General features: G+C 73.2%; 25 protein-coding genes. 12 read left to right on the top strand and 13 right to left on the bottom strand.

The features are described 5' to 3' along the window. Positions 1-160: 160 nt before the first annotated feature. From IOD16_RS00360 to mscL, 3 genes are read left to right on the top strand one after another with little or no spacing between them, the layout of a single operon-like run. Positions 161-580 (top strand): glyoxalase superfamily protein, encoded by a 420-nt coding sequence (locus IOD16_RS00360; RefSeq protein WP_201438453.1) that lies wholly within the window; start codon positions 161-163, stop codon positions 578-580. Then, positions 580-1,521 (top strand): RNA polymerase subunit sigma-70, encoded by a 942-nt coding sequence (locus IOD16_RS00355; protein ID WP_201438452.1) that lies wholly within the window; start codon positions 580-582, stop codon positions 1,519-1,521. The genes IOD16_RS00360 and IOD16_RS00355 overlap by 1 nt, the downstream gene beginning before the upstream one ends. A gap of 52 nt (positions 1,522-1,573) precedes the next feature. Further along, a complete protein-coding gene (mscL, locus tag IOD16_RS00350; protein WP_201438451.1) occupies positions 1,574-1,975 on the top strand; it encodes a large-conductance mechanosensitive channel protein MscL in 402 nt (133 codons plus the stop codon). Between the two features lie 237 nt (positions 1,976-2,212). Here the strand turns inward: mscL and IOD16_RS00345 are convergent, their stop codons facing one another. After that, on the bottom strand, positions 2,213-2,440 hold the full coding sequence (locus tag IOD16_RS00345; protein ID WP_201441781.1) for a hypothetical protein: 228 nt from the start codon (positions 2,438-2,440) through the stop codon (positions 2,213-2,215). After that, positions 2,437-2,937: a MogA/MoaB family molybdenum cofactor biosynthesis protein gene (locus IOD16_RS00340; RefSeq protein ID WP_123748144.1), complete on the bottom strand. Its 501-nt coding sequence runs from the start codon at positions 2,935-2,937 to the stop codon at positions 2,437-2,439. The genes IOD16_RS00345 and IOD16_RS00340 overlap by 4 nt, the downstream gene beginning before the upstream one ends. Before the next feature lie 95 nt (positions 2,938-3,032). Here IOD16_RS00340 and IOD16_RS00335 point away from each other — a divergent pair, with 95 nt between their 5' ends. Next, complete coding sequence (locus IOD16_RS00335) at positions 3,033-4,052, top strand: NAD-dependent epimerase/dehydratase family protein (RefSeq protein WP_201438450.1); 1,020 nt, start codon at positions 3,033-3,035, stop codon at positions 4,050-4,052. On the opposite strand, the gene IOD16_RS00330 is transcribed toward IOD16_RS00335, so the two are convergent. From IOD16_RS00330 to IOD16_RS00320, 3 genes are read right to left on the bottom strand one after another with little or no spacing between them, the layout of a single operon-like run. After that, positions 4,021-5,040 (bottom strand): sensor histidine kinase, encoded by a 1,020-nt coding sequence (locus IOD16_RS00330; RefSeq protein ID WP_123748145.1) that lies wholly within the window; start codon positions 5,038-5,040, stop codon positions 4,021-4,023. The genes IOD16_RS00335 and IOD16_RS00330 overlap by 32 nt on opposite strands. Beyond that, complete coding sequence (locus IOD16_RS00325; protein WP_201438449.1) at positions 5,040-5,735, bottom strand: response regulator transcription factor; 696 nt, start codon at positions 5,733-5,735, stop codon at positions 5,040-5,042. The genes IOD16_RS00330 and IOD16_RS00325 overlap by 1 nt, the downstream gene beginning before the upstream one ends. A gap of 9 nt (positions 5,736-5,744) precedes the next feature. After that, entirely contained in the window at positions 5,745-6,968 is a 1,224-nt protein-coding gene (locus tag IOD16_RS00320) for a hypothetical protein (protein ID WP_236594659.1), read from the bottom strand. Between the two features lie 152 nt (positions 6,969-7,120). Between IOD16_RS00320 and IOD16_RS00315 the strand changes: the two genes are divergently transcribed. The 5 genes from IOD16_RS00315 to IOD16_RS00300 are packed head-to-tail and all read left to right on the top strand — an operon-like array spanning position 7,121 to position 10,503. Beyond that, the gene (locus tag IOD16_RS00315) at positions 7,121-7,786 is read left to right on the top strand and encodes a glycosyltransferase family 2 protein (protein ID WP_442978146.1); all 666 of its coding nucleotides are present in this window, start codon (positions 7,121-7,123) and stop codon (positions 7,784-7,786) included. Next, entirely contained in the window at positions 7,783-8,445 is a 663-nt protein-coding gene (locus IOD16_RS00310; RefSeq protein WP_201438447.1) for a TIGR04282 family arsenosugar biosynthesis glycosyltransferase, read from the top strand. Before IOD16_RS00315 ends, IOD16_RS00310 begins: the two co-directional genes overlap by 4 nt. Then, positions 8,442-9,044 carry a class I SAM-dependent methyltransferase gene (locus IOD16_RS39845; protein WP_236594658.1) on the top strand — a complete coding sequence of 201 codons (603 nt, stop codon included), beginning with the start codon at positions 8,442-8,444 and terminating at the stop codon, positions 9,042-9,044. Before IOD16_RS00310 ends, IOD16_RS39845 begins: the two co-directional genes overlap by 4 nt. Beyond that, positions 9,041-10,084, top strand: a complete 1,044-nt coding sequence (locus IOD16_RS39840; RefSeq protein ID WP_328809400.1) for a molybdopterin-dependent oxidoreductase — start codon at positions 9,041-9,043, stop codon at positions 10,082-10,084. The genes IOD16_RS39845 and IOD16_RS39840 overlap by 4 nt, the downstream gene beginning before the upstream one ends. Continuing rightward, positions 10,084-10,503 (top strand): hypothetical protein, encoded by a 420-nt coding sequence (locus tag IOD16_RS00300; RefSeq protein WP_201438445.1) that lies wholly within the window; start codon positions 10,084-10,086, stop codon positions 10,501-10,503. The genes IOD16_RS39840 and IOD16_RS00300 overlap by 1 nt, the downstream gene beginning before the upstream one ends. A 70-nt stretch (positions 10,504-10,573) precedes the next feature. Here IOD16_RS00300 and IOD16_RS00295 read toward each other — a convergent pair whose 3' ends face one another. From IOD16_RS00295 to IOD16_RS00280, 4 genes are all read right to left on the bottom strand, one after another. Continuing rightward, positions 10,574-12,127 carry a trypsin-like peptidase domain-containing protein gene (locus tag IOD16_RS00295; RefSeq protein ID WP_236594657.1) on the bottom strand — a complete coding sequence of 518 codons (1,554 nt, stop codon included), beginning with the start codon at positions 12,125-12,127 and terminating at the stop codon, positions 10,574-10,576. A gap of 463 nt (positions 12,128-12,590) precedes the next feature. Then, positions 12,591-13,670: a galactose-1-phosphate uridylyltransferase gene (gene galT / locus IOD16_RS00290; RefSeq protein WP_201438443.1), complete on the bottom strand. Its 1,080-nt coding sequence runs from the start codon at positions 13,668-13,670 to the stop codon at positions 12,591-12,593. After that, positions 13,667-14,464 carry a DeoR/GlpR family DNA-binding transcription regulator gene (locus IOD16_RS00285; RefSeq protein WP_201438442.1) on the bottom strand — a complete coding sequence of 266 codons (798 nt, stop codon included), beginning with the start codon at positions 14,462-14,464 and terminating at the stop codon, positions 13,667-13,669. The genes galT and IOD16_RS00285 overlap by 4 nt, the downstream gene beginning before the upstream one ends. Before the next feature lies 1 nt (position 14,465). Beyond that, entirely contained in the window at positions 14,466-16,463 is a 1,998-nt protein-coding gene (locus IOD16_RS00280) for a beta-galactosidase (RefSeq protein WP_123744225.1), read from the bottom strand. A 156-nt stretch (positions 16,464-16,619) separates the two neighbouring features. On the opposite strand from IOD16_RS00280, the gene IOD16_RS00275 reads away from it, so the two are divergent. Genes IOD16_RS00275 through IOD16_RS00265 form a run of 3 tightly spaced genes read left to right on the top strand, consistent with a single transcriptional unit; the run spans position 16,620 to position 19,760 of the window. Then, entirely contained in the window at positions 16,620-17,918 is a 1,299-nt protein-coding gene (locus IOD16_RS00275) for an ABC transporter substrate-binding protein (RefSeq protein ID WP_201438441.1), read from the top strand. A gap of 4 nt (positions 17,919-17,922) precedes the next feature. Further along, on the top strand, positions 17,923-18,891 hold the full coding sequence (locus tag IOD16_RS00270) for a carbohydrate ABC transporter permease (RefSeq protein ID WP_236594656.1): 969 nt from the start codon (positions 17,923-17,925) through the stop codon (positions 18,889-18,891). After that, positions 18,888-19,760 (top strand): carbohydrate ABC transporter permease, encoded by an 873-nt coding sequence (locus IOD16_RS00265; RefSeq protein WP_236594655.1) that lies wholly within the window; start codon positions 18,888-18,890, stop codon positions 19,758-19,760. Before IOD16_RS00270 ends, IOD16_RS00265 begins: the two co-directional genes overlap by 4 nt. 192 nt (positions 19,761-19,952) lie before the next feature. On the opposite strand, the gene IOD16_RS00260 is transcribed toward IOD16_RS00265, so the two are convergent. Genes IOD16_RS00260 through IOD16_RS00245 form a run of 4 tightly spaced genes read right to left on the bottom strand, consistent with a single transcriptional unit; the run spans position 19,953 to position 23,858 of the window. Further along, positions 19,953-21,347, bottom strand: coding sequence for a sensor histidine kinase (locus IOD16_RS00260; protein WP_123744228.1), 1,395 nt, complete (start codon positions 21,345-21,347; stop codon positions 19,953-19,955). Next, positions 21,344-22,033 carry a response regulator transcription factor gene (locus tag IOD16_RS00255; protein WP_123744229.1) on the bottom strand — a complete coding sequence of 230 codons (690 nt, stop codon included), beginning with the start codon at positions 22,031-22,033 and terminating at the stop codon, positions 21,344-21,346. The genes IOD16_RS00260 and IOD16_RS00255 overlap by 4 nt, the downstream gene beginning before the upstream one ends. Positions 22,034-22,091: 58 nt before the next feature. Beyond that, complete coding sequence (locus IOD16_RS00250; protein WP_201438440.1) at positions 22,092-22,706, bottom strand: trimeric intracellular cation channel family protein; 615 nt, start codon at positions 22,704-22,706, stop codon at positions 22,092-22,094. A 21-nt stretch (positions 22,707-22,727) separates the two neighbouring features. Further along, a complete protein-coding gene (locus IOD16_RS00245) occupies positions 22,728-23,858 on the bottom strand; it encodes a GNAT family N-acetyltransferase (protein WP_201438439.1) in 1,131 nt (376 codons plus the stop codon). Positions 23,859-23,863 lie beyond the last annotated feature (5 nt).

The raw sequence follows: 23,863 nt of genomic DNA, 5'->3' as shown, positions 1-23,863 counted from the left end.
CGGTTGCGGTGGGAGACGGGGCGAGGTGGGGTGGAATCAGGGTGGTGAGCTGGGAAGATGAAGTTCTCATCGGGTGACCGATGAGTTTCGGCGCGCCTGTCGTTCCACCGGGTACAAGGCATTCAGGGTGGGGCTCCGGCCCCTTACCGAGGAGAGAACCGTGGACTGGAAGCTGCAAGTGGTCGTCGTCCCCGTGTCCGACGTCGAGCGCGCCAAGACGTTCTACGCCGACACGTTGGGCTTCACGCTCGACACCGACCACCGCTCGGGCGACGCCTTCCGGGTCATCCAGGTCACCCCGCCCGGCTCGGCGTGCTCCATCGTCTTCGGCAAGGGCCTCGGCGACAGCGGCGCGCCCGGCTCCCTCAAGGGCTGTCAGCTCGTCGTCTCCGACATCGAGGAGGCACACGCGCACCTCGAGTCGAAGGGCGTGGCGAACTCCGGCCCGCAGCACTTCGAGAACGGCGTGATGACGCCCGGAGCGGACCCGGCCGGCGGGGACTACAACTCCTTCATCTTCTTCGACGACCCGGACGGCAACACGTGGGCCGTCCAGCAGGTCGCGAAGCCCCTGCGCTGATGTTCGAGCAGGCCACCCGGCAGCACCGCCGCGAGCTGCACGTCCACTGCTACCGGATGCTCGCCTCCTACGAAGAAGCCGAGGACGCCGTGCAGGAGGTGTTCCTGCGCGCCTGGCGGGCGTGGGACACCTTCGACGGCGGCAACGTCCGCGCCTGGCTCTACAAGATCGCCACCAACACGTGCGTCGACCTGGTCCGGGCCAAGGCGCGCACGCCCCGGACGCAGCCGGAGATCAGCTGGCTCACCCCGTACCCGGACCGCCTGCTGGACCAGGTGGCGCCGGCCGACGACGAGCCGGACGTGGTGGCGGTCGCGCGGGAGACGGTGGAGCTCGCCTTCCTGGCCGCCCTCCAGCTCCTCCCCGCGCGGCAGCGGGCCGCGTTGCTCGCGCGGGAGGTGCTGGGCATGACGGCGCAGGAAACGGCCGGCCTGCTCGACATCAGCGTGGCCGCCGCCAACAGCGCGCTCCAACGGGCCCGCGCCACGATGCGGCAGCACCTGCCCTCCCACCGCAACGACTGGACCGCGCGGGAGCCGAACCCGCGGGAACGCGAACTGCTCAGCCGGTTCATCGACGCCCACCAGCGGTGTGACGCGGTGGCGGCCGTGGCGATCGCGGCCGAGGACCTGCGGGTCACCATGCCGCCCGCGCCGCTGTGCTTCGAAGGCCTCGACCAGGTCGCGACGCTGCTGGAACGCGCCCTCGGCCCCGACCGGGAGGGCGACTGGCTGCTCGTGCCGACCCGGGCCAACCGGATGCCGGCCGCCGCCGGCTACCTGCGCCGCCACGGCGACACGGTGTTCCGGGCGCTCAAGTTGGACGTCCTGCGCATCGAGGGCGACCGGATCGCCGAGATCACCACGTTCGGCCCCTCGCGGTTCGAACTGCTCGGTCTCCCCGCGACACAGGTACCCGGAGCGTCACCGGCGAGCCCTTGAGCCGTTACTCTCCGCTGGCCCCCACCCATACCCCCGAACGGAGGAGCCAACCGTGATCAAGGGCTTCAAGGACTTCCTCATGCGCGGCAACGTGATCGACCTCGCCGTGGCGGTGGTCATCGGCGCCGCGTTCACCGCGATCGTCACCGCGTTCACCACGAACCTGATCAACCCGATCATCGCGTTGTTCGGCGGCAACAACGTCGCCGGCCTGGCGGTCCAGCTGGGCTCGACCGAGAAGACCATCATCGACTTCGGCGCGATCATCACGGCGGTGATCAACTTCCTGATCGTGGCCGCGATCGTCTACTTCATCTTCGTGCTGCCGATGAACAAGCTGAAGGAGCGGCGCAAGCGCGGTCAGGAGCCCGGCCCCGTGGAGCCGACCGACGTCGAGCTGCTCAAGGAGATCCGCGACCTCCTCGCCGCCCAGCAGCGCCAGCGCCAGGACTGAGTGCCAAGGCCCGAGGTCTCACCAGGCCACGCCGCGAACGACGTAGTCCGCGCCCGGCCACGGGCGCGGGCGCTGGACACGCTCGGAGACGACCGGCCGGTGACGAGGACTGGTCGGTGGCCGGTCAGGGATCGGCGCGTGGCGGGGAGAGGTGGCGGTCGACGTGGACGTGGCGGGGTCCGGCACCCGGTTGGTCGAGGGCCGGCCGTCACGGTGGCGGCCGGTCCTCGCCTCGGGCTAGCCGCCGTGGTGCGGCGGCCGGTTCTCCTCGTACCACCGGTCGTCGCGCCCGGTCGGGTGCGGTTCGTCCGCCGAGCCCTCCGGCAGCACGTCGCCGAACACCTCGGCCAGCCGACGACGCCGCGCCGCCTCCTCCGCGACCGAAGCAGCCGCGGCGGCCGGAGCAGCCGGGGCGGCCGGGGCGGCGTCAGCGGTGGCGTCGGCGTCGTCGGCCGGCCCGGTCATGCCTCGTCCAGTCCCGAGAGCTGCTCGATCACGTACGGCACGAGGGCCGACAACGTCGCCATGCCGTCACGCACCGCCGACCGCGACCCGGCCAGGTTCACCACGAGGGTGCTGCCGGACACGCCGACCAGTCCCCGCGAGATGCCCGCGTCGACGGCTCCCGCCGCCAGCCCCGAGGCCCGGAGCGCCTCGGCGATGCCGCTGATCGGCCGGTCGAGCACGCCCTGTGTGGCGTCCGGTGTCACGTCGCGCGGCGACACGCCCGTGCCGCCGACGGTGACGACCAGGTCGACACCGCCGATCACCGCGGTGTTCAGCGCGGCGCGGATGCCCACGACCTCGCCCTCCACCGCGACCGTCCCGTCGACGATGAACCCTGCTTCCTCCAGCAACTCGGTGACCAGCGGTCCTGTGCTGTCGTCGTGCTCACCGTGCGCCACCCGGTCGTCCACGATCACGACAAGGGCGCGTCCCAGTCGCTGCGCGCTGCGTTCCATGAGCGTCACCGTAGCCAATCGGAGGATCTGACGGTTCCGTGACGTCACGCTGCCGCGCCCCCCGATCCGGCCGAACCGCCCCTAACGTCGGTGACGTGCGCGTTCTCCTCACCGGCGGCGCCGGGTTCATCGGCTCACACATCGCCGACCAACTGACCGCCCAGGGCCACGACGTCGTCGTGCTCGACGCCTACCTGCCCCAGGCCCACCGCGTCCGCCCACCGACGGCCAAAGACGTCACCGATCTCGACACGGTGAAAAACCTCCTCGACGGGGTGAACGCGGTCTGTCACCAGGCCGCGGTCGTCGGCCACGGCCTCGACCCGTCCGACGCGCCGCTCTACGCCCGCAACAACGACCTCGGCACCGCCGTGCTGCTCGCCGCGATGCACGAGCGGGGCGTGCGGCACCTGGTCCTGGCGTCGTCGATGGTCGTGTACGGCGAGGGCCGGTACGAGTGCGACCGGCACGGCGTCGTCCAGGCCGCCCCACGTCGCCGAGCCGACCTCGACGAGGGCCGCTACGAACCGCCGTGCCCGCACTGCGCGCGCCCCCTGGAGCCGCGCCTGGTGCCCGAGGACGCCCCGCTGGACCCCCGCAGCACCTACGCCGCCGGCAAGCTCGCCCAGGAGCACTACGCGGCGGCGTGGGCCCGGCAGACGGGCGGCACGGTGTGGGCGCTGCGCTACCACAACGTGTACGGCCCGAGGATGCCCAAGGACACCCCGTACGCGGGCGTGGCGAGCTTGTTCCGCAGCGCGCTCGAACGCGGCGAGGCGCCCACCGTCCTCGAAGACGGCCGGCAGCGCCGCGACTTCGTCCACGTCACGGACGTCGCGCGGGCCAACGTCCTGGCCCTGCACCGCCCGCTGCCGCCCGGCACGTCCACCGCGCTCAACATCTGCTCCGGTGAGCCGCACACCGTCGGCGACCTCGCCACCCACCTGGCCGAGGCGTTCGGCGGGCCTCGGCCGCGGGTCGTCGGCGGCGCGCGGCCGGCGGACGTCCGGCACGTCGTCGCCGACCCCGCCCGGGCCCGCGAGCTGCTCGGGTTCCGGGCCGCGACGACCTTCGCCGCCGGGGTCAAGCAGTTCGCAACGGACCCGCTGCGCTGAGCGGCAACCGCACCTCGAACCGGCAGCCGGGGCCGTGGTTGCGGGCGTCGATCGTGCCCTGGTGGGCCTCCACCAGGCCGCGCGCGATCGCCAGCCCCAACCCGCCGCCGACCGGCTGCCGGTGCGGCGTGCCGCGGAACGCCACGTCGAACACCCTGGGCAGGTCGGCTTCCGGGATGCCGCCGCAGCCGTCGTCGACGCGCAGCAGCGCCGACGGGCCGTCCACGTCCACCTGCACGGCCACGGTGCCGTCCGGCGGGGTGTGGCGGATCGCGTTGGACAGCAGGTTGCGCACCACCCGGGCCAGCTCGGGGTCGCTGCCGAGCACCACCGGCCACGTGGCCGCGTCCGCGCGCAGCCGCACGCCCTTGCGCGAGGCCACCGGGCTCTCCGCCGCCACCACCTCGCTGACCACGTCCGCCAGCGGCACCTCGGACAGCGTCAGCCGCAGCGCGCCCGCGGTGATGCGGGACAGCTCGAACAGGTCGTCCACCATCCCGGACAGCGCTTCCGCCTCGGTCGAGATCCGCCCGGCGTAGTCGGCGACCTCGTCGCGCCGCGACACCACGCCGTCGGCCAGCGCCTCGGCCATCGCCCGGATGCCCGCCAACGGCGTGCGCAGGTCGTGGCTGATCCACGCGACCAGCTCGCGCCGGGACGCCTCGGCCGCGCGTTCCCGCGCCCGCGCCTCGCTCTCCCACACGCTGCGCCGCGCCAGCGCCCGACCCAGCAGCACCGCCGTCGGCACCGTCACCAAGGCCACCAGCAGGCACACCAGCACGGTCGTGGTGAGGATCGGGGTGAACATGAACCCGCTCACCGCCAGCACGCCGCCGATGGTCGCCACCACCGGCACGATCGCCAGCACGGTCAGCGCCGTGGCCAGCGACCCGTTGCGCAACCGCCGCAGCAGCACCGCGCCGAGCAGCGCCAGCGGCAGCGAGAACAGCACCGCGTACGGCAGGATGTGGTAGATCTCGACCAGCATCACGCACCGCCGTCGTACCGGTAGCCCACGCCCCACACGGTGGCGATCCGCACCGGCCGGGCCGAGTCGACCTCCACCTTCTCCCGCAACCGTCGCACGTGGACGGTCACGGTGGACTGGTCGCCGAACTCCCAGCCCCACACCCGCGACAGCAGCTCGCCGCGGCTGAACGCGGTGCCCCGGTGGGTGAGGAAGAACGCCAGCAGGTCGAACTCGCGCGTGGTCAGCGACATCTCCCGCCCGTCGAGCCACGCCGACCGCGCGCCCACGTCCACCCGCAGCCCGCCGTCGGTGAGCACCGAGGCCGACCGCGACGCCGCCACCCGGGAGCGGCGCAGCACCGACGTCACCCTCAGCGCCAGCTCGCGCGGGCTGAACGGCTTGGTCACGTAGTCGTCCGCGCCGAGCTGGAGCCCGGCGATCCGGTCCTCCTCCTCGCCCAGCGCGGTCAGCATCACCACCGGCACGGCGCTGCGCACCCGCAGCCGCCGGCACACCTCCAGCCCGTCCACGCCCGGCAGCATCAGGTCGAGCACCACCAGGTCCGGCTCGCGCTCCGCGAAGCGGCGCAGCGCGCTCTCGCCGTCGCCGACCAGCTCGACCTCGTGGCCGGCCAGCTCCAGGTACCGGCGCACCACGTCGCGCACCGTCACGTCGTCGTCCACGACGAGCACCCGCCCGGTCGTCTCACCCATGTCCGCGCCTCACCAGTTGGTCAACAGGAGGTGGTTGACCGCGAGCGCGGTCACCGCTTGCGCCGCCAGCCACAGCCGCCGCCGGTCCGGCACGAGCACGACCAGCCACACGGTGAACGGCAGCCAGATCCGCTCCACCTCGGCCTTGCTCAAACCGGACACCGCGGCGACCAGGATGGCCGCCGCCGCCGCCGCGGCCAGTGTGACCGCCGGCCCGCGCCACCGTGCGGCGAAGGGCGCGAACCCGCAGGCGAACACGGCCGCGGCCAGGTCCGCCCACACCCAGTACACGTAGGCGCGGGGTGTGGCGATGCCCTGGTAGTACCGCTCGACGACCAGGTGGTAGCCGTCCACCCACCAGAACCCCAGCGCCGCGAACACCGCCACCACCGCCGACGCGCCCAGCACGGCCACGCCGATCCCCCGCCAGTTCCGACCTCGCGGGTGGCACAACAGCACGACCAGGGCGAGCACGCCCATCAGCACCAGCCCGTAGGACAGGAACACGCCGAAGCCCAGCACCACACCGCCCGCCAACGCCCGCCGGGTGGCCAGCAACGCGATGCCGCACGCCGTGACGCCCGCGAACAGCCCGTCCGCCGACACGCCCATCCACACCGCGCCGGGGAACAGCGCCACGAACGGCAGCACGGCCCGCGCGTGCTCCTCGGAGACCAGCGCGCGCACCGTCACCGGCACCGCGACCGCCGTCAGCGCGCCGACCAGCACCACGAACGCCGCGGCCCACGCCCCGCCGGGCAGCCCGACCCGGTCGAGCCCGATGAACACCAGGAACGCGCCCGGCGGGTGCCCGGAGACGTGCGTGGCCCACGAGTCGGGCTGGTAGTCCAGGATGCGGGAGGAGAACTCGCGCAGCATCGCGCCGACGTCCGTCACGCCCGGCACTTCGTGCAGGTACTCGTGCTCCGTGGTCAGCCGGCCGGTGACACCGCGGGCCCAACCGTCCACCAGGGCCAGTGCGAACGTCCACGCCAGCGCGGTCGCGTAACCCGCGCCCAGCGCGAGGCGCCACGGGAGCCGCCCGGCCAGCGGCGGACCCCACACCACGACCGCCAGCGCCACCAGTACGGCCAACGGCGTGCCGATGCCGACGTGCGGCAGCCAGTGCGCGAACAGCGGCGGGGCGGGGGCGTGGACGCGGTCATCGGGCAGGAGCGCGCCGACCACGACGGCCGAGACGACCAGGGCCACGGCGGCCAGGACACGGAGCACAGGCCCACCGTAAGGCCGGTGCGGGCGGTGCCACGTGGTCGCGGGGACATCCGTCAGCGGTCCGTAAGAACTGGCGCACACGTCATGATTCGGTAAGCGGCACAACGGTTTTCGGCCGTCCACGACCGCCCATGCTGTGGGACGTGGACGAAATCGACGTGGTGCTCCCCTGCCTGGACGAGGCGGCGGCGTTGCCGGGCGTGCTGCGGGCCATGCCCGCGGGCTACCGGCCCCTGGTGGTGGACAACGGATCGCGTGACGGCTCGCCGGAGATCGCCCGGTCGTTGGGCGCGGAGGTCGTGCACGAGCCGCGGCCCGGGTATGGCGCGGCCGTGCACACGGGCATCGAGCACGCGCGCTCCGAGGTGGTGTGCGTGCTCGACGCGGACGGTTCGCTCGACCCGCGCGAGCTGCCGGAGCTGGTGGCGCTGCTCGCGCGGGCGGAGCTGGCCGTGGGGCGGCGGGTGCCGGAGGCGGGCAGTTGGCCGTGGCACGCGCGGGCGGGCAACGCGGTGCTGGCCGGGTTGCTGCGCCGCAAGGGGCTGCCGGTGCGGGACATCGCGCCGGTGCGGGCGTTCCGCCGGCGCGACCTGCTGGACCTGGGGGTCGAGGACCGGGCGTTCGGCTACCCGTTGGAGCTGCTGCTGCGCGCGGCGGCGGCCGGGTGGCGGGTGGTCGAGCGGGACGTGCGGTACGGGCCGCGCGCGGCGGGCACGAAGTCGAAGGTGTCGGGCTCGGTGCGCGGGACCGCGCGGGCGGTGCGGGACATGACGGCGGTCGTCCAGCGGGGCGTCGACCGGGGGAGCGTGCGCCGATGACCCCCTCGGTGAGCCTGCTGGTGGTGGCCAAGGCCCCGGTGCCGGGCCTGGCGAAGACCCGCCTCTGCCCGCCCGCGACGCCGGCGGAGGCGGCCGACATCGCCGCCGCCGCGCTGCTGGACACCCTCGACGCCGTGCTCGGCACGCCGCGCGTCCGGCCGGTGGTGGCGTTGACCGGGTCGCTCGGCGACGCGCGCCGGTCGGCCGAGATCCGCGCGGTGCTGCGGCGCTGCACGGTGGTGGCGCAGCGGGGCCGGTCGTTCGCCGACCGGCTGGCCAACGCGCACGCCGACGCGCACCGGGCGCACGGCCTGCCGGTGTTCCAGATCGGCATGGACACGCCTCAGCTCACGCCGGCGCTGCTGGCCGAGTCGGTCGACCGGCTGGCCGCGCACGACGCCGTGCTGGGCCCGGCGGCCGACGGCGGTTGGTGGGCGCTGGGGCTCCACGACCCGGCGGTGGCCGCGGCCCTCCGGACCGTGCCGATGTCCCGGTCGGACACGGGCGCGTCGACGCTGCGGGCCCTGGGCGACCGGGACACCGGCCTGCTGCCCGTGCTGTCCGATGTGGACGACATGGCCACGGCCCGCGAGGTCGCCGCCGCCGTGCCGCACACGCGGTTCGCCGCCGCGCTCGCGCGCCTGGGCGTCCTGCGATGACCGCGTTCGACCTCGGTCTCAGCGGCGCGGAGTGCCGGCTCGACCTGGCCGGCGGCGGTCACCTGACCCTGCCGGTCGACCGGTGGCACGAGGACGCCGACGACGCCGACCACGTCCTGCTCGACGCCTGCCACGGCCCGACCGTCGACCTCGGCTGCGGCCCGGGGCGGATGGTCGCGGCGCTCGTCGGGCGCGGGGTGGTGGCGCTGGGCGTGGACCACTCGCCGCTCGCCGTCGCCCTCACCCGGTCGAGGGGCGGCCCGGCCCTGCGCCGGGACCTGTTCGGCCGGCTGCCCGGCGACGGCCGCTGGGCGCACGCGCTGCTCGCCGACGGCAACATCGGCATCGGCGGCGACCCCGTGGCGCTGCTCCGCCGGGCCCGTCAGCTGCTGCGCCGGCACGGCAGCGTGCTGGTCGAGGTCGAGCCGCCCGGCTGCGGGCTGCGCCGGGAACGCGCCCGGGTCGCCGGCGGCGCGTGGTTCGACTGGGCGCGGGTCGACGCGCCGTCCTTGGCGCCGGTCGCCGCGCGGGCCGGTCTGACGTCGCGGTGGGTCGTCGAGCGCGACGGGCGCTGGTTCGCCGAGCTGGTGCGGCCGTGAAGCGCGCGTCCAGCCCGCACACCGCCACCCGCCTCGGCCTGTGGCTGGGCATCGCGTTCGGGCTGTGCTTCGTCACCGGCCTGCTCAGCCACTACCTGCAGCACCCGCCCGCCTGGTTCGCCTGGCCCACCCGCCCGGTCTGGCTCTACCGGTTCACGCAGGGCGTCCACGTCACCTCGGGCGTGGCGGCGATCCCGCTGCTGTCGGCGAAGCTGTGGACGGTGTACCCGAAGCTCTTCGAACGGCCGCTGGTGAAGTCGCTGCCGCACGCGCTGGAGCGGGCCTCGATCTTCGTGCTGCTCGGCGCGTCGTTCTTCGAGCTGGTCACCGGCCTGTTCAACGCCGCGCAGAACTACCCGTGGCAGTTCTTCTTCCCGACCGCGCACCACGCCGTGGCCTGGGTCGCGGTGGGCGCGCTGCTCGTGCACGTCGCGGTCAAGCTGCCGCTCACGCGCACGCCCGCCGAGGAGGTCCGCCAGGGCACGCTCAGCCGGCGCGGGTTCCTGCTCACCACGGGCGGCGCGGCGGCGGTCGCGGTGCTGGCCACGGCGGGCGGCACGGTGCCGTGGCTGCGGACCGCCTCCGTCCTGGGCATCCGGTCGGCGGCGCTGCCCGTCAACCGCACGGCCGCCGCCGCCCGGGTGGCCGCCGTGGACGACGGCTGGCGGTTGACCGTCGGCGGGCGCCGGTTCACCCGCCGGGAACTCGAAGCGCTGCCCCAGACGACGGCCGAGCTGCCGATCGCGTGCGTCGAGGGGTGGAGCGCGTCGGCGCGGTGGACCGGGGTGCCCGTGCGCGACCTGCTGGCGCTGGCGGGCCTGGCGCCCGGCGACGTCCGGGTGGAGTCGCTGGAGCGCGACGGCCTCTACCGCGCGAGCACCCTGCCCGCCGCCCACGCCCGCGACCCGTTGACGCTGCTCGCGCTGCGGCTGGACGGCGAGACCCTGCCGCTGGACCACGGCTACCCGTGCCGGTTGATCGCACCGAGCCGACCGGGCGTGACGCAGACCAAGTGGGTCACTCGACTGGAGGTCCTCTGATGAGGTGGGTGATCGGCGCGCTGGGTGTTGCCACGGGGTTGTGGGGCGCGGTCCTGGTGCTGCCGCTGGTGTCGGTGAACCTGGTGCTGTGGTTCGTGGCGGGCCCGATCGCGCACGACGTGCTGCTCGCGCCCCTCTACGCCGGTTTCGGCCTGCTCGTGGCCCGCCGGGTGCCGGAGCCGTGGCGCGCGGCGGTGCTGGTCGGCGGCACGCTCACCGGCGTGCTGGGGCTGCTCGCCGTCCCGCTGCTCTGGCGACCGTTCGCGGGCGGCCCCAACCCCGGCCTGGCCGACCGGGACTACCCGCTCGGGCTCCTGGTGGCGGTCGGCGTGACCTGGTCGGTGGTCCTGGCGGTGGCCCTCGCCAGGCGAGGCCGGAGCCCCGGCGGGCGCGACAAGAGGCCGCACGCCGGCAGGTGAGGGGCGGTCACCAGCCGGGATGCGGCCTCCACGACCGGCCCGGGGCACGTGAGCCGGTGGTCTTCCGGTGCTAGCGGACCTCGACGGGCTGGCTGCCGAGCGTCACCTCGACCGTGCGGTTCCCGCCGATGGTGAGCTGCACCTTCTCGCCCGGCGCGCGGGACCGGACGGCCGCGACCAGCGAGTCGGAGGTGTCGATGGGCCGGTCGCCGAACTTGGTGATCACGTCGCCGGACTTGACGCCCGCCGCGGCCGCCGCGCCGCCGGCGGTCACGTCGCGGACCACCGCCCCGCCCTCCGGCGCGTCGCCCACCTGGACGCCGAGCACGGTCTGGTTGGCCTTGCCGGTCTCCGACAGCTCCTTGGCCGTGCGCCGGGCCTGGTCGATCGGGATGGCGAAGCCGATGCCGACCGAGCCGCCCTGCGAGGACTGGCTGGAGTTCGGGCTGTAGATGGCCGAGTTGATGCCGACGACCTGGCCGCGCATGTTCACCAGCGGGCCGCCCGAGTTGCCGGGGTTGATCGCGGCGTCGGTCTGGATGGCGTTGAGCACGGTGTCCACGCCGCCCTGCTGGCCGCCGGCGCGCACCGGGCGGTTCAGCGAGCTGACGATGCCGGACGTGACCGTGCCGTTGAGGTCGAACGGCGAGCCGACGGCCACGACCTGCTGGCCGATCCGCAGGTCGCCGGAGTTGCCCAGCTCGGCCGTGGGCAGACCGGAGACGTCCTCCACCTTCACCACGGCCAGGTCGGACGTCGGGTCGCGGCCGACGATCTTCGCGTCGAACGAGCGGCCGTCCTGGAGCTGGACCTTGATCGGCCCGCCGCCGGCGGCGCTCTCGACCACGTGGTTGTTGGTCAGCACCAGGCCGTCGGAGCTGAGCGTGAAACCGGACCCGGCGCCGCCGTTGACCTGCACCTGCACCACGGTCGGCAGCACCTTCTGGGCCACCTGCTCGGTCGAGCCCGCCGGTGCGTCGGAGCTCTGCTGGGCGGGCGGGGTCTGGTTGAGCGCGTTGGTCACGGGCCGGGAGTCCTCGGCGGCCTGGAAGCCGACGTACCCGCCGACACCTCCGGCGACGCCGCCGACCGCGAGCACGAGGGCGGCGACCCCCGCCACGACCTTGCCGCGGCCCCGCGGGGGGCGGGGCGCCGCGGAGACCGAGCCGGGCGGCGCGTAGTACGGGCCCGACACACCGGGCTGCGCCGGCCCCGAAGGGGAGTGGGCCGGCGAGCCCGGGTGATCCTGGGCGCCGGCCTGCGGCGCGCCGTGCGGACCGGTGTGCTCCGGGCGGTGGAAGCCTCCCTGCCAGGCCCCCGGCCCGGATCCCGGCAGCCCGGCGCCGCCCTGCACGGCGCCGGGACCACCGGTTCCGGGATGACCGGCGCTGCCCTGCACAGCACCGGCCACACCTGTTCCGGTCGGGCCGGCGCCGCCCTGCACGGCACCCGCCCGACCGGTTCCCGACAGGCCGGCGGCACCCTGCGAGGCGACCGGCGAGCCGAAGTCATCCGGGCGACCGGGACGCGACCAGGCGTCCGGCGACCCGGGCACGGGCTCGGCGCCGCTCGCGTGCGGAGCGGTCGGCGAGCCGAAGTTCGAGGTGGCAGCGGTCGAGGTCACGCTGTCCGGGTACAGGTCCGCCGGGCGCGAGTCGGCTCGGTACGAGTCGGTTGGGTGGCCGGTGTTCCCCCGCGGAACACCCGCCGACCCCGCCGCCGACCGGTCGGCCCCTACCGCCGACCCGTCGGTCCCTTCCGCCGGCCGCGCGGAGGCTCCCTGCCAGGCACCTCCCGCGCCGGTGGGCTCCGACGCACCGGCGCCGCCCTGCACGGCGCCGGTGTCGTCGCTGCCCGGCTGGTCGGCACCCTGCTGCCGACCGCCGGCGTCCGCATGACCGAGTCCGGCGCCCCCACGCGCCCACGGGCTCTCCGGCTGCGCCGGCTGAGACTGCGGTGGCTGCTTCGGCTGCTCGTCTTCGGTCATGTCCACCACTTTGCGGTGCCCGCCTGAGAGCAGCCTTAAACGAAACTGGGCATCACTTGTGAGTCCGGACGGGTTCTCGGCCGATTACCCCACCCGTGGTTCAGCCGCGCAGCCTCTCGGCGATCTGCTCCGGCGTCGCGTCGTTCACCCAGACGCCCATGCCCGACTCGGAGCCGGCCAGGTACTTGAGCTTGTCCGCGGCGCGCAGCACCGAGAACACCTCCAGGTGCAGCCACGCCAGGTCACGGCCGGTGCGCACGGGCGCCTGGTGCCACGCCGCGATGTAGGGCAGCGGGCGGTCGTAGAGCGCGTCCAGGCGGTGCAGCACGGTCAGGTAGAGGCCCGCGAAGTCGTCCCGCTCCGCGTCGGTGAGCGCGGGCAGGTCGGGCACCTGGCGGTGCGGGACCAGGTGGACCTCGACCGGCCACCGCGCCGCGGCGGGCACGAACGCCGTCCAGGACTCACTCTCGGCGATGACGCGGGTTCCGACCGCGCGTTCAGCGGCCAAAATGTCACCCATAAGTGGACGGCCGTGTGACGCCCGGTAGTCCGCCGCGGCGGCGAGCATCCGTTCCGTCTTCGGGGTCACGAAGGGGTAGCCGTAGATCTGGCCGTGCGGGTGCGACAGCGTCACGCCGATCTCTTCGCCCCGGTTCTCGAACGGGAAGACCTGCTCGACGCCCGGCGTCGCGTTCAGCGCCGCCGTCCGGTCCGCCCACGCGTCCACGACCGTGCGCACCCGGGAGGCGGGCAGCGACCCGAACGAGGTGTCGTGGTCGGAGGTGAAGCACATCACCTCGCACCGGCCGCGCCCGGCCGCCCGCGCCACCATCGGCATCCCCTCCACAGTGGACGGCAGCTCCGGCACGCCCTGCGCGAACGACGGGAACCGGTTCTCGAACACGACCACGTCGTAGCTCGACTCGGGCACCTCGGTCGGCTTGCCGGGCGTGGACGGGCACAGCGGGCACAGGTCGGCGGGCGGCTTGTACGTGCGGGTCTGCCGGTGCGCGGCCATCGCCACCCACTCGCCGGTCAGCGGGTCGCGCCGCACCTCCGACAGCGGCTGCGTGCGCGGCAGGTCGCGGGTGTCGACCGCCTCGCGCGGCGGCGCGCCCGGGGTGTCGTCGAAGTAGATGATCTCGCGACCATCGGCCAGCTGCCGCGCCGTGCGCCTCACGCCAGTTCCTCTCCGCGGCCCGGCACGTGCGCCAGGACCAGTTCGCCGACCTGCTCGCCGAGCACCGCCCGCGCGGGCTCGGCCAATCCCTCGTCGGTCACCAGCACGTCCGCCTCGTCCAGCGCGGCGATGGTGGAGATGCCCACGGTGCCCCACTTGGTGTGGTCGGCGACCACGACGACCCGCCCGGCCGCGTCGACCAGCGCGCGGTCGGTCTCGCTCTCGTTCAGGTTGGGCGTGGTGAAGCCGGAGCGCTCGGCCATGCCGTGCACGCCGAGGAACACCACGTCCAGGTGCAGCGACCGCAGCGCCTGCACGGCCACCGGCCCGACCAGCGCGTCCGACGGCGTGCGCACCCCGCCGGTGAGCACCACCGTGCGGTCCGTGCGCCCGCTCTGCTGCAGCACGTCGGCGATCCGGATCGAGTTGGTCACCACGGTCAGGTCGGGGATGTCGTCCAGGAACCGGGCCAGCGTCCACGTGGTGGTGCCCGCCGACAGGCCGATCGCGGTGCCGGGGCGCACCAGGCCGGCCGCGAACGCCGCGATGGCCTCCTTCTCCGGCAGCTGGCGCACCGACTTGGCCTCGAAGCCCGGCTCGTCCGTGCTGCGGCCGACCACGGACGTGGCGCCGCCGTACACCTTCTCCACCAGGCCGCGCGCGGCCAGCACGTCCAGGTCGCGGCGCACGGTCATGTCCGAGACGCCCAGCCGGACGACCAGGTCGCTCACCCGCACCGCGCCGGTGCGGCGGACCTCTTCCAGGATCACCGCTTGTCGCTGGCGTGCCAGCACTTCACACCTCTTCTTCCCGGATCACGACCACGCCGCCGGCGGGCACGACCACACCGCCGGACGCACGCGCGCCGGACAGCAGCTCGACACCCACCGCGGGCAGCTCGGCGTCGCTGGTCCCGTGGTTGACCGCGACCAGCCACGATACGGCGGAGCCCGCCACCTCACCGCGCCGACGCACCACCTCGACGTCACCGCCCGGACCGACCGGCACGCCCGCCCGGTCGAGCGCGGTCCGCACCAGCCGCTCCAGGCCGTCGCCGGCCAGGCCGCACGCCACGTACCAGGCGACGCCCGCGCCGCGCTCGTTGCGGGTCACGGCGGGCACACCGGGCAGCGGGCCGTCGGCGTAGGACGCGACCACCTCCGCGCCGTCGACGTGCAGGTGCTCGGTCCACACCGCGACCGACGAGCCGTCGTCCAACGCCACCGCCTCGCCCGCGCGCAGCGGGTGGAACTCCTCGGTCCGCACGCCGAGCAGCTCGCGGAACGCGCCGGGGTAGCCGCCGAGGTGCACGTGGCCGCGCGTGTCCGTGACACCGGACAGGTAGGTGACCAGCACGTGGCCGCCCGCCGCGACGTGCTCCTCGTACGGCGACGCGTCGTCCACCCCGTACAGCGCGGGCACGACGACCAGCCGGTAGGGGGACAGGTCGGCGCCGGGCGGCACGAAGTCGACGGTCACCCCGGCCCGCCACAACGCCCGGTAGTACCCGAACACGTGCTCGGGGTAGGCGAAGTCGCTGGTCGGGTGCCCGGACCGGCCGAGCGCCCACCACGACTCCCAGTCGAACACGACGGCGACCGGGGCGTCCACGGTCGACCCGACGAGCTCGGCGAGCCGCCGGTACTCCGCGCCGACCTGCTCGACCTCGCGGTACACCTTCGTGTCCGGACCGGCGTGCGGCACCATCGCCGAGTGGTAGCGCTCCGCGCCCGCCCGCGACTGCCGCCACTGGAAGAACAGCGTGCCGTCCGCGCCGCGGGCCATGTGCGCGTAGGAGTTGCGGCGCAGCTCGCCGGGCAGCTTGGCGATGTTGCGCGGCTGCCAGTTCACCGCCGACGTGGAGTGCTCCATCAGCAGCCACGGCCGCCCGCCCGCGAGGCCGCGCACCAGGTCGGCGGAGTACGCCAGGTCGACGTGCCGCTCGGCGTCCTCGGCGCGGGTGTAGTGGTCGTTGGAGACGAAGTCGACCTCGGCGGCCCACGTCCAGTAGTCGAGCCCGGCGAACGCGGCGGCCATGAAGTTCGTGGTCACCGGCACGTCCGGGGTGACCTCGCGCAGCACGTCCCGCTCGGCCTTGTACAGCTCGAGCAGGGCGTCGGAGGAGAACCGGTCGAAGTCGAGCAGCTGGCCCGGGTTGTGCGAGGTCGGCGTGGCCCGGGGCGGCAGCACCTGCTCCCACGAGGTGTAGCGCTGGCTCCAGAAGGCCGTCCCCCACGCCTCGTTCAGCACGTCCAGCGTCCCGTGGCGGGCCCGCAGCCAGGCCCGGAACGCCACCGCGCACCGGTCGCAGTAGCAGCGGGAGACGTGGCAGCCGTACTCGTTGTTGACGTGCCACGCGGCCAGCGCCGGGTGGTCGCGGTACCGCTCGGCCAGCGCGCGGGCCAGCGCGACGGCCTTGGACCGGTAGACCGGCGAGCTGGGGCAGTAGGACTGGCGCGAGCCGTGCACGAGCCGGACGCCGTCGGCGGTCTCCGGCAGCATCTCGGGGTGCGCCGTGGTCAGCCACGGCGGCGGCGCGGCGGTCGCGGTGGCCAGGTCGACCCGGATGCCTCCCGCGTGCAAACGGTCGAGCACGCGGTCCAACCAGCCGAACTCGTAGCGCCCCTCTTCCACTTCCAGCAACGCCCAGGAGAAGATCGCCACGCTCACGAGGTTCACCCCGGCCCGGCGCATCAGCTCGACGTCGTCGTCCCAGACGTCCTCCGGCCACTGCTCGGGGTTGTAGTCGGCGCCCCAGGCCAGGCCGGGCACACGCGTGGGCCACATCGTCATGGCACAAGAGTGGTCGATTTGCCGCGAAAACGTCAACACAGTCCAACAACAACCGTCGGATAGCTTGACATTTCGCTGTGGCACACACCACATTGTGAGTCCTCTTGTTGACTCTTTGTTCACTTGGCATGCCTGGTGTCACCCGTAGGAGCGACGATGACGAGGTTCTCCGCCAGCCCCACCCCCCTGCTCGGCCGCCGCGCGCTGTTACGGGCGATCGTCGCGGGCGCGGGCATCGCCGCCGTGCCCGGACTGGCCGCGTGCGGCTCCGACGGCGGGGGCGCCGTCACCGACACGGTGTCGTTCGGCAACAACCTGTCCGACCAGGTGCCGAAGGACGCGATCACGGCCGTGCTGAAGGCGTTCGAGGGCGAGTCGGGCCTCAAGGTCGCGATCAACACCAAGCAGCACGAGCAGTACCAGGAGCAGATCAACAACTACCTGCAGGGCAAGCCGGACGACGTGCTGGCCTGGTTCGCGGGCTACCGGATGCGGTACTTCGCCGAGAAGGGCCTGGCCGGCGACCTGAGCGAGGTGTGGTCCAAGGTCTCCGACGGCTACGCGCCCGCCCTGAAGGAAGCCTCCACCGCCTCGGACGGCAAGCAGTACCTGATCCCGTTCACCCAGTACCCGTGGGGCGTGTTCTACCGCAAGAGCGTGTGGCAGCAACGCGGGTACGAGCAGCCGAAGACGCTCGACGAGCTCGTCGCCCTGTCCACGAAGATGCAGGCGGACGGGCTCGTGCCCATCGCGTTCGCGCAGAAGCAGGGCTGGCCGGGCATGGGCACGTTCGACCAGCTCAACTTCCGGGTCAACGGCTACCAGTTCCACGTCGACCTCATGGCGGGCAAGGAGGACTGGCAGGGGCCGAAGGTGCGGGAGGTGTTCGACACCTGGAAGCGGCTGCTGCCGTTCCACCAGGAGAACGCGCTCGGCCGCGAGTGGCAGGAGGCCGCGCAGTCGTTGCAGCAGGGCAAGGCCGGCATGTACCTGCTCGGCTCGTTCGTGGCGCAGCAGTTCAAGGGCGCCGAGGTGGACGACCTCGACTTCTTCCCCTACCCGGAGATCAACCCCGAGCACGGCCAGGACACCGTCGAAGCGCCCATCGACGGCTACCTGATGTCCCGCAAACCCGCCAACCCCGAAGGCGCGCGCAGGCTGCTGGAGCACCTGTCCACGCCCGCCGCGCAGCTGGCCTACCTCAAGACCGACCCGACCTCGATCGCCACCTCCGGCAAGGCCGAGACCACCGGCTACAACGCGCTGCAGAAGAAGGCGGCGCAGGTGATCAAGGAAGCCACGCACATCACGCAGTTCCTCGACCGCGACACCGACCCCCGCTTCGCCAGCGACGCGGCGACCAACGGGCTCAACGCGTTCATCCAGAACCCCGACGACCTCGACTCGATCCTCAAGGGCATGGCCGACCAGGCCAAGACGATCTTCACGGAGTGACGTCGTGACCGCGTCGCAGTCCCCACCGGAGCCCACCGGGACGTCGGCCCCCTCCCCGACGTCCCGGCGCGGCAGGCGTCGCCGTGCCACCGCGCTGGCGCCGCGCGACAAGCTCGTGCTCGGGCTGATGCTCGGCATCCCGTCGTTGGTGCACATCGCGCTGGTCTGGGTGCCGGCGCTCGGGTCGATCGGGTTGTCGTTCAGCTCGTGGGACGGGATCGGCGGGTTCGCCGACATCGAGTGGGTCGGGTTCGGCAACTACGTCGACATCTTCACCCGCTACCCCCGGTTCTGGCCCGCGGTGCAGCACAACCTCACCTGGCTGCTGTTCCTGCTCGTGGCGCCGACCGCCGCCGGGCTGCTGCTGGCCGTCCTGCTGGACCGCCAATTGCGGTTCGGGCGGATCTACCAGAGCGCGCTGTACCTGCCGATGGTGCTGTCGCTGGCGTTGGTCGGGTTCATCTGGCAGCTGATCTACCAGCCCGAGCAGGGGCTGCTGAACAACGTGCTCGGCACCGCGTCGACCGACCCGGTGAACTGGCTGGGCGACCCCGACATCAACCTGTACGCGGTGCTGGTCGCGGCCGGGTGGCGGCACACCGGGTACGTCATGCTGCTGTACCTGGCCGGGCTGAAGTCGGTCGACCCGGCGTTGAAGGAAGCCGCCGCGCTCGACGGCGCAAACGCTTGGCAGACGTTCTTCCGGGTCACGTTCCCGGTGCTCAAACCGGTGAACGTGGTCGTGCTCGTGGTCACCGTGATCGAGGGCCTGCGGGCGTTCGACATCGTGTACGTGATCAACAAGGGCCGCAACGGGCTGGAGCTGCTGTCCGTGCTGGTGACCGACAACATCATCGGCGAGTCGAGCCGGATCGGGTGGGGCTCGGCGCTGGCCGTCGTCCTGCTGCTGATCTCGCTCGGGTTCATCGTCACCTACCTGATCCAGGTGTTCCGCGAGGAGGGCCGGGCGTGACGTTCCGACCGCGTTCGATCCCAGTGGGGCGCATCGCCCTGCACGTGTTCCTGGTCCTGACGTGCCTGGCCACGCTCGCGCCGCTGCTGTGGGCGCTGTACGCGTCGCTGCGGACGTACGACGACACGGCCCGCAACGGGTACTTCTCGGTCGCGGAGAGCCTGACGTTCGACAACTTCACGTCCGCGTGGACGCAGGCCGACCTGCCGCACTACTACCTGAACACGTTGATCGTGACGTTGCCGGCGTTGCTGCTCGTGCTGCTGCTCAGCTCGATGGTGGCGTTCGGGGTGTCGCGGTTCAGCTTCCGGTTCAACCTGGTGCTGCTGATGCTGTTCACCGCGGGCAACCTGCTGCCGCAGCAGGTGATCGTGACGCCGCTGTACCGGCTGTACCTGCTGACGCCGCTGCCCCGTTGGCTCAGCGACAGCGAGGTGCTGCTGGACTCGCAGCTCGGGCTGGTGCTGATCCACGTGGCGTTCCAGTCGGGGTTCTGCGTGTTCGTGCTGAGCAACTACATGAAGACGATCCCGAACGAGATCGGCGAGGCGGCGCGGGTGGACGGCGCGGGCGTGTTCCGGCAGTACTGGCAGGTGATCCTGCCGCTGTGCCGTCCCGCCCTGGCGGCGTTGGCGACCCTCGAGTTCACCTGGATCTACAACGACTTCCTGTGGGCCCTGGTGCTGATCCAGACCGGCGACAAGATGCCGATCACGTCGGCCCTGCAGAACCTGAAGGGCACGTTCTTCGTGGACAACAACCTGGTCGCCGCCGGCTCCCTCCTGGTCGCCCTGCCCACCCTGGTCGTCTTCTTCACCCTGCAACGCCAGTTCATCGGCGGCCTGACCCTGGGCTCCACCAAGGGCTAACCCGAGAGTCCTACATCCACGCCGCGTGAGTCGTACGTTCACGGGACCTGAGTTCAACATTCGACCGACCGGGCGGTCTGTCCGAGCGTTGAATTCAGGTCCCGTGAACGTTGGACTCTCGCGCTGCGAACGTTGGACTCACGCGGCGTGGGCGTTGGACTCACGCGGCGTGGGCGTTGGACTCTCGCGTGGTCAGTGGTGGGGGACGGGGGCGGGGCGGCCGGGGAGGCGGATGGTGAACATGGCGCCGCCCTCCGGGGCGCGGCCCACGTAGGCCAGGCCGCCGTGGCGTTCGGCCACCTGCTTGACGATGGCCAGGCCCAGGCCCGAGCCGGGCAGGGTGCGGGCCTCGGACGAGCGGTAGAAGCGCTCGAAGACGTGCGGCAGGTCGCCGTCGGCGATGCCGGGGCCCGAGTCGGCCACCTCCACCACGGCGCTGCCGTCACCCAGCTGCTTGAGCGACAGCCGGACCACGCCGCGCGCCGGGCTGAACTTCACCGCGTTGTCCAGCAGGTTCAGCACGGCGCGTTCCAGCGCGCTCGAATCGCCCAGCAACGACCACGGCTGCACTTCCACCACGAAGTCCACGTCGGTCGCACGGCGCTTGGCGCGGTCCAACGCGCGCTCCACCACCTCGACCAGGTCCACCGGCTCGTGCACGACCTGCGGCGCGTCCTCACGGGCCAGCTCCACCAGGTCGCCGATCAACGTCGTCAGCTCGTCGAGCTGCGCCCGCACGTCGGCGTTGATCTCCGCCTTGTCCTCGTCGGACAACGTGGGCGCGTCCGGCCGCTCCGAGGCCAGCAGCAGCTCCAGGTTGGTGCGCATGGACGTCAACGGCGTCCGCAGCTCGTGCCCCGCGTCCGCGACCAGCCGCCGCTGCCGCTCCTGCGAGTCGGCCACCGCGCCCAGCATCGCGTTGAACCGCTGCGACAGCAGCGCCAGCTCGTCGTCACCCGACACGGGGATCGGCCGCAGGTCGCCGGTCAACGCGACCCGCTCGGTGGCTTCGGTCAACCGCTGCACGGGCCGCAGGCCGGTCCGCGCCACCGCCGTCCCGGCCACCGCCGCGACCAGCACGCCCAGCCCGCTGATCACGAACAGGACCACGGACAGCTTGCCCAGCGTGACGTTCAACGGCTTGGTGGACTGCGCGATCAGCATGGCCTGGCCGTCGCCGTACGGCACCGCGATCACCCGGAAGTCGGTGCGCAGGTCGGTCCAGATGTTCTCCAGCCGCGACCCGCGCGCCACGTCCAGGTCCGCGGGCTGGGTCGGCGGCGCGACCGTGCCCTTCGGGTAGAGGATCTGCCCGGTCACGTCGAGCACGCCGATCCGGATGTCGCCCGCGGCGAGGAACGCGCCGGGGATCTCGGTGACGTCGTTGTTGACCTTCGGCGCGTTCACCGCGGCCTGGGCGCGCTGCCGCAGGTTCTCGTCCATCTGGTCGTGCAGGTTCTGGCTCACCGTCATGTACGCGCCGAGCGACACGACGGCGACGGCTCCGGCCACGCAGAACGCGGCCAGCAGGGTCACCCGGGCCCGCAGCGACACCCGCTGGAGCCGCCCGTTGGCGGCACCGATCACGGAGGGGTCTCCCGCAGCACGTAGCCGACGCCGCGCACGGTGTGCAGCAGCCTGGTCTCGCCTTCGGCCTCGGTCTTGCGGCGCAGGTAGCCGACGTAGACCTCCAGCGCGTTGCCCGAGGTGGGGAAGTCGTAGCCCCAGACGTCCTCCAGGATCCGGCCGCGGGTGAGCACCTGCTTCGGGTGCGCCAGGAACAGCTCCAGCAGGGCGAACTCGGTCCGGGTGAGGCTGATCGGCCGTTCGCCGCGCCGCACGTCCCGGGTGCCCGGGTCGAGTTCCAGGTCCGCGAACCGCAGCACCGCGCCCGCCGGCTCCTCGGCGTCGGACGCCGCTCGGCGCAGCAGCGCGCGCAGCCGGGCCAGCAGCTCCTCCAGCGCGAACGGCTTGGGCAGGTAGTCGTCGGCGCCCGCGTCGAGCCCGGAGACCCGGTCGGACACCGCGTCACGGGCGGTGAGCACGAGGATGGGCAGGTCGTCGCCGGTGCTGCGCAGCCGGCGGCACACCTCCAACCCGTCGAGCCGGGGCATCATCACGTCCAGCACCATGGCGTCGGGGCGCTGGGAGACGACGGACTCGAGGGCCTGCTGGCCGTCGCCGGCAAGGTCCACCTGGTAGCCGTTGAACTGCAGTGAGCGACGGAGCGACTCACGCACGGCCCGGTCGTCGTCGACAACGAGGATGCGCATGTGGTCAGTCTTGCCGCTGGTCCTGAGAGCCGCCTGAGAAGCCGGTGTGAGCCTGCCGTCAAGTTTCCGGACCGCTGCGGGCCACCGGGGCGTTCCAGTGCCGCCACAGCGCCAGCAGCCGCAAGCCGACGATGACCACCGACCCGACCAGCGTCACCGGCACGGCGGGCAGCTCGAGGTAGTCGCCGAACGCCACCACCACCGCCCCGCACAACGCCGCGACCGCGTAGATCTCCCGGCGCAGGACCAGCGGGATCTCCCGCAGCAGCACGTCGCGCAGCGCGCCGCCGCCGATGCCGGTGGTCATCCCGACCAGGCACGCCGCGTAGGGCGGCGCGCCGAGCGCGAGCGCCGTCGTGGTGCCCGCGGTGACGAACAGGCCGAGCCCGACCGCGTCGAGCAGCAGGACCGCCCGCCACAGCTTCGCCACGGTCGGGTGAAACCAGAAGACCACCAGTCCGGTGACGCCGGCGACCGCCAGGTACGGCCAGCTCACCAACGCCGCCGGGGGGTGCACGCCGAGCAGCACGTCCCGGATGATCCCGCCGCCCAGCGCCGTGGTCAGCCCCAGCACGATGACCCCGAACACGTCCAGCCGCGCGCCCACCGCCGCGACCGCCCCGGAGGCGGCGAACGCAGCGATCCCGACCAGTTCCAACGCGGCGAGCAGCACGGCTGGCCAGGTTAGGAGCAGTCAGAAGTAATCCGCCAGTCGCGGCACGCCGGGCGCGCCGACCAGCCGGTCGAGCAGCGCGCCGTCACCGTCGAGCAGCCCGGCCCGGCGCAACGCGTGGCTGTTCTGCATCCCGCTGAACCACGGCCCGAGCGCACGCGCGTGCAGCCGCACGGCCCCGTCGCCGCCCGCCTCGACGCGCACCGACCCGTCCTCCACCACCAGGCGGCGACGTCCCGCGTGCCACGGCGCGTGCTCGTCGACCACGTCGAGGTCCACGGCGGCGGGTTTGAGCCACGCCGCCGCCGGCCAGCCGCGCGCCGCCACCGCCGACGGCAGGTCGACCACCCGCAGCAGCCACGCGGACGTGGTCACGGTGTGCTCGACCGCCTGGTTGGTCAGCAGGCCGGTCACGGCCGGGTCGGTGACCAGCAGCCGCGCCCGGTCGAGCACGCCGGCCCAGCCGCCCAGCTCCCGCAGCAGCCCGAGCTGCGTCGTCACGTCCCGGCCGATGAGGTCGTGGACCCGCAGCCCGCCGGCGTCGCGCTCGGCCGCCAGGTACCCGCGCACCTCGCCGTCGTGGCCGGGCACCACCGACACCACGGCCTCGTCCAGCAGGTCGTCGGCGGCGATGGTCGGCGGGCTGCGGTCCACGAGCCCGTCCACGGTGGACGCGACGTCCAGGTAGCACGCCCGCACCGCGGGGACGTCGCCCGCCACCAGGGGCCGGGTGGCCACGCGCGCGCCGGCGGGCATCCGGTCCAGCGGGAACTCCAGCCACTCGAACACGCCGGACCGCTCCCACCCGCGCGACCGGTGCACCGCGGGCACGGTCGCGTACAGCGCGGACACCACCTGGCCGCGTTCCCGCATGTCCCGCAACGCCGCGTCGAGCAGCGCGCCGGCCACCCCGCGCCCCCGCGCCCAGGGGTCGACGGCCAGGCCGCCGACGCCGCCCATCGGCACGGTCGAGCCGCCCCAGAACTGGTGGAAGTCCTTGATCGTGAGCAGGCCCGCCACGTGGCCGTCCACCTCGGCCAGCAGGCCTCGCCGACCGGGACGCAACGACGGCTCGCCGATGCCGCCGAACGCGACCCGGCGCAGCCGGTCGGCCTCGCCGACGTCGTCCGGGGTCAGCTCACGGATCCGCACGCGTC

The sequence above is a fragment of the Saccharothrix sp. 6-C genome (genome assembly GCF_016695385.1).
Taxonomy (GTDB): domain Bacteria; phylum Actinomycetota; class Actinomycetes; order Mycobacteriales; family Pseudonocardiaceae; genus Actinosynnema; species Actinosynnema texasense.
The sequence above is the reverse complement of the archived record's forward strand: the minus strand, read 5'-3'. Positions and strand labels throughout refer to the sequence as shown.

Coding starts and splice junctions, on each gene's coding strand:
- IOD16_RS00355 (WP_201438452.1), top strand. CDS start 580: ATGTTCGAGCAGGCCACCCGGCAGCACCGCCGCGAGCTGCACGTCCAC.
- IOD16_RS00345 (WP_201441781.1), bottom strand. CDS start 2,440: ATGACCGGGCCGGCCGACGACGCCGACGCCACCGCTGACGCCGCCCCG.
- IOD16_RS00340 (WP_123748144.1), bottom strand. CDS start 2,937: ATGGAACGCAGCGCGCAGCGACTGGGACGCGCCCTTGTCGTGATCGTG.
- IOD16_RS00330 (WP_123748145.1), bottom strand. CDS start 5,040: ATGCTGGTCGAGATCTACCACATCCTGCCGTACGCGGTGCTGTTCTCG.
- IOD16_RS00325 (WP_201438449.1), bottom strand. CDS start 5,735: ATGGGTGAGACGACCGGGCGGGTGCTCGTCGTGGACGACGACGTGACG.
- IOD16_RS00310 (WP_201438447.1), top strand. CDS start 7,783: ATGACCCCCTCGGTGAGCCTGCTGGTGGTGGCCAAGGCCCCGGTGCCG.
- IOD16_RS39845 (WP_236594658.1), top strand. CDS start 8,442: ATGACCGCGTTCGACCTCGGTCTCAGCGGCGCGGAGTGCCGGCTCGAC.
- IOD16_RS00300 (WP_201438445.1), top strand. CDS start 10,084: ATGAGGTGGGTGATCGGCGCGCTGGGTGTTGCCACGGGGTTGTGGGGC.
- IOD16_RS00280 (WP_123744225.1), bottom strand. CDS start 16,463: ATGACGATGTGGCCCACGCGTGTGCCCGGCCTGGCCTGGGGCGCCGAC.
- IOD16_RS00275 (WP_201438441.1), top strand. CDS start 16,620: ATGACGAGGTTCTCCGCCAGCCCCACCCCCCTGCTCGGCCGCCGCGCG.
- IOD16_RS00255 (WP_123744229.1), bottom strand. CDS start 22,033: ATGCGCATCCTCGTTGTCGACGACGACCGGGCCGTGCGTGAGTCGCTC.